At 68.5% G+C, this 4375-nt stretch carries 2 protein-coding genes and 1 pseudogene; 1 reads left to right on the plus strand and 2 read right to left on the minus strand.

All coding sequences use genetic code 11. The features are described from left to right. Positions 1-132 precede the first annotated feature (132 nt). On the plus strand, positions 133-984 hold the full coding sequence (locus AB0B82_RS35280; protein WP_360178914.1) for a sugar phosphate isomerase/epimerase: 852 nt from the start codon (positions 133-135) through the stop codon (positions 982-984). Between the two features lie 65 nt (positions 985-1049). Here AB0B82_RS35280 and AB0B82_RS35285 read toward each other — a convergent pair whose 3' ends face one another. Both AB0B82_RS35285 and AB0B82_RS35290 read right to left on the minus strand, forming a co-directional pair. After that, a complete protein-coding gene (locus AB0B82_RS35285) occupies positions 1050-2360 on the minus strand; it encodes a right-handed parallel beta-helix repeat-containing protein (RefSeq protein WP_360178917.1) in 1311 nt (436 codons plus the stop codon). Positions 2361-3026: 666 nt separating this feature from the next. After that, a pseudogene (locus tag AB0B82_RS35290) lies at positions 3027-3854 on the minus strand (IS3 family transposase); the annotation flags it as partial. Positions 3855-4375 lie beyond the last annotated feature (521 nt).

Below are 4375 nucleotides of genomic sequence, written 5' to 3' on the forward strand. Positions count from 1 at the left end.
CGAGACTTGGGTAAGCAGCGCCGATTCTGGACACCCTCGCCCGTGCCGTCACGCATCCACGCCGGACACCAATCCCCGTGCATCAATCATCTAGGCGGTTGACTTGGTTCTGCGAACGAAGGAGAAGGACACATGAAGCTCGCATGCTCGGACTACACTTTCCCGCTCCTCGACCACGAGGAAGCCTGCGCGCTCATCGCGAGGCTGGGCTTCGAGGGCGTCAACGTGGGGGTATGGGGCTCGATCACCCAGTTGCGTGCCGATGACGCCGCCGCCGACCCGGTCTCTGCGGGTCGCGCGGCGGCGTCGCGGTTGCGCAGCCACGGGCTGGTCGCGGCCGACGTCTTCCTAATCGCGGACCCGGACTACTCCGTGCTCGCGGTCAACCACCCGGACTCACGGGAACGCGAGCGTTCCCGCGACCGGTTCCGGCGCTGGCTCGAGTTCGTCGCCGAGGCGGGTGCCAGCGGTCTGACCGTGCTACCCGGCCTCGACTTCGACGGCGTCCCGCACGACGAGTCGCTGGGCCGCGCGGCGGAGGAGCTGGCCGTCCGGGTCGAGGCCGGCGCGGAAGCCGGGCTGGCGGTCTCGGTCGAGCCGCACATCGGCTCGGTAGTCGCCTCGCCCGCCGACACCGCCCGGTTGCTCGAGCTGAGCCCGGGTCTGCAGCTGACCCTGGACCACTCGCACTTCGTGATGCAGGGGCACGGCGTCCAAGAGCTGGACCCGCTGCTCGGCCGGGCCCGGCACCTGCACGCGCGAGGCGCCCGGGCCGAGCGGCTCCAGGTCGGGATGAAGGACAACGTCATCGACTACGAGCACGTGGTCGGCGGGCTCCAGGACGCCGGCTTCGACGGCTTCCTCATCACCGAGTACCTGTGGATCGACCAGGGCCGCTGCGACGAGTGCGACACGCTGTCGGAAACGATCCTGATGCGCGACCGGTTGCAGGCTGCGATGGGTGCGCGGACGTCGGTCGGCTGACCTCACTCGTACAACGAACCAGGGCCGCTCCTGCACGGAGCGGCCCTCGTCCTTGCTGCCTGGTGCTACCCGAGCAGATCCCGGTGAATCGGCTCCAGACCGGCCTCGCGGAAGATCCGGGCGCAGCGCGGGTCCGCCTGGCAGGCAGCCTCGGCGTGATCTGCCGGGAGCTGGGTGTTGTTCGTGGTGGTCACGTCGACCACCGGCCCGCACATCCACGTCGGGCCGTTGTCGGTCCAGTAGTTCCCGTCATAGCGCAGGTGCGCGATCTGCGCGAGCGCAGGGACCGAGCAGCCGCCGGTCGACCCGAAGACGAAGTCGTAGATCACGTTGTCGGTCACCTTGATCCAGTTTGATCCCCAGTCGGTGTACAGCGCCCAGTACGGCTGCTGCATGTCGTGGATGACGTTCCCGGAGATCTCCGCCGCCGTGTGCCAGGAGTCGCCCTGCTTGAACGTCGTGTAGATCCCGCCGCCGTCGTACAGCACCTTCATGTAGTCGAAGAGCAGGTTGTCGACGATCCTCGCCTCAGAGTTGGTGGGACGCGCCGGGTCCACGGGGCCGTTCGCGCGCACCATCTGGTTGTGTGCCTGGCCGACTACGATCCCGCTGTACGGCAGGTCGTTGAGCTGGTTGTGGGCCACGGTGAGCCGGGTGGTGCGGACGCCGAAGACACCGGTGCCGCCGTGGTACTCGACGCCGATCCGGTGGATCCAGTTGTTCGCGACCAGGTTGTCCTCGCTGGCAGTGCCGGCGGTCTCCGGACGGTCGTCGCCGACAAGCACGCCGCCACTGGAGATGTCGGTGAACTCGTTGCCGCGTACGACCGAGTCCGAGCCGACCAGCTCGAGTCCCGTTGCGCCGAGCCTGCGGAACGTGTTGCGCTCCACGGCGACGTTCTTGACCCGGCGGAGGACCACGTTGCCCGGCATGCTCTGCGCCTGAGGGCTCAGGCTCACCGCGAGCACGGAGCCGTCGCCGTTCTCGAAGAAGCCGCCCAGGTAGTGCACGAACCCTTCGTCGGTGCTCGGCTGCAGCCAGGTCGCCTCGGCGAAGGTGAGACCGCGGAAGGTGACGTCGTGCAGCGGGCTGGTGTCGGTGCCCTGGCCGTCGACGATCCGCTCCAGCACGGGGGCGACGACGGTGCTGGTGCTCAGCTGCTCACCCGCGCGTGGCCGGTAGTACAGCACATGCTGCCCAGGCTCCGAGCGATCCAGGTAGAACGTCCCGGGCTGGTCCAGGAAGGTCCGATCGTTCTCGATTGTGGCCGGCTTCAGTCCGACGCCGGGGAACCCGTTGGCGCCGAAGATCGCGATCAGCCTGCGGAAGCAGGGCTGGTCCATGGTGATCCGCGAGCCGGTGCCGAAGGGACTCACCGAGGCGACTCCGCAGCGCGGCTCGGACCAGGTGAACGCCTTGGTGAATACCAGCTCTACGTCCTGCGGCCGCTTCCAGTGCAGGGGGGGCCGTGCTGCTGGTGGTGAACCCGTCGGCGGTGCGGGTCCAGTCCGGCAGGTCGCCTGTGGTGCTCGCTCGGGTGACGCGGACGCCGGCGACGTACAGCTGCCGGGTCTCCAGATCACCCGCGTCGGCCTTCCAGACGCCGGAGCCCGCAGACGACCAACCAGTCACCTCGCGGCCGCCGCTGAGCACCACGTGGTCCTGCTGGCTGGTGCCGTATCGGTACGGCTGCCAGACGACCCGGTGTCCGTTCTGGCCGGAGTCGCCGAGCGCGTCCCGCAGGGTGAGCGGTTGCTCGAGGCGGTAGGTTCCCTGGTGCAGGTCCACCACGATGTCGCCGCGCATGTCCGCGCTGAGCGAGCGGACCTCCTGCTGGGCGCGCTGCACGGTGCGGAACGGCTGGCCGCGGGTCCCCGGGTTGCCGTCGTCGCCCGAGGGGGCGACATGCACGTGCGTCTCTCGCGGGGCCCGGTCCGGTGTCGCGGCCGCCGGCGCTTGGACGGCGACCAGCACGCCGACGACAGTCAGGACGACCTGACCGAGGGTGGGCCTTACCCCCGGTTCTTGGACACGGTGGTGGATTACGCCGCTGACGGGAGCGTAGCGGTGTAGGCGGTCTCGTAGGTGATCGGGGATTGGTAGTGGCACCAGGAGTGCCGTCGTCGGGTGTTGTAGCGGGTCAGCCATCTGAAGACTTCCCGACGGCAGGTGGCCTCGTCGGGCCAGCAGGTGGCGTCTTGGAGGACTTCGCGTTTCAGGGTGGCGTTGAACGATTCCGCGAGGGCGTTGTCGGCACTGGTCCCGACCGCGCCCATCGACTGGGTCACGCCGAGGTCGGCGCACAGTCGTGCGTAGGCCTGGGAGGTGTAGACCGATCCGTGGTCGGAGTGGAACACGGCTCCGGTCAGTGCTTGCGAGCTGCCGCGGGTCGCGGCGGCGGCCTTGAGGGCGTCTTCGACGAGTTCGACGCGCATGTGGTCGGCGATCGCCCAGCCGGCCAGCCGGCGGCTGTAGCAGTCGATGACGGTGGCCAGGTACAGGTTGTGGCCGTCGGCAAGCGGTAGATAGGTGATGTCGCCGACGTAGCGCTGGTTCGGCGCGTCGGCGGTGAAGTTCCGCTTGAGCAGGTCAGGCACCAACTGATCGGCCGGCTCGGGGATCGTGGTGCGGACCCGCCGACGCTTGGTGTAGCCGCGGATGCCGTGCTCACGCATCACCCGCGCGACCCGCTTGTGGTTGACCCGCTCACCGGCAGCAGCGCCGTCGTTGAGTTCGGCGGTGACCCGCGGCGCCCCGACCGTCTTGTCCTCGTCATGGACGGCCCGGATCCGTTGCGCGAGTGCGGCATCGGCGGCAGCGCGCCGTTGCCGGCCCTCGGCCGCGGCGAGCCAGGCGTAGTACGACGAGCGCACTGCCAGGTTCGACCTGTGTGAGGCTGCGGCCTCCTCGCAGGTCGCCGGATTGAGGCTCGAACACGCTCAGCAGAACAGCAGCCACCACGACAGCCAGACAACCGGCAGCCCAGCGATGATGCATTCCGGCCAGCCGCGCGAGGAGCTTTCCCAGTCGCCACGCTGCGGCCAGCAGGTTGAACAGCAGAGTCGCGACGAGCAGGATCAGCACAATCGCCGCCGCGACCATCAGGGCCTCAGTGAACATGCGTCCCCCTCGACGAACCCACCTGCTGCCCGCCCGCATCCCGGGGCGGCCTGCCTCGCACTGCGTTGATCGCTTTCACCGCGCGGACCGTTACTGCCCCGAACCTCAGACGATCGATACACGCACACACCGTGGGTGATCGAGGGACTCGCTCCGGGGGCCACCTGTAGCCCCACAGCTAGAGCGTGTCTGACAAACATTGGGGCTGTTCGTTGAGAGCCTTGGTGTCGTGTCGAGGTTTCGGTTGTTGTCGGATGTGCAGTGGTCGTTG

It is taken from the genome of Kribbella sp. NPDC048915, from assembly GCF_040649595.1.
Classification (GTDB): Bacteria; Actinomycetota; Actinomycetes; order Propionibacteriales; family Kribbellaceae; genus Kribbella.

Bases quoted from the DNA above. Each gene is read 5' to 3' on its own strand.
- AB0B82_RS35280 (WP_360178914.1), top strand. From the start codon at position 133: ATGAAGCTCGCATGCTCGGACTACACTTTCCCGCTCCTCGACCACGAG.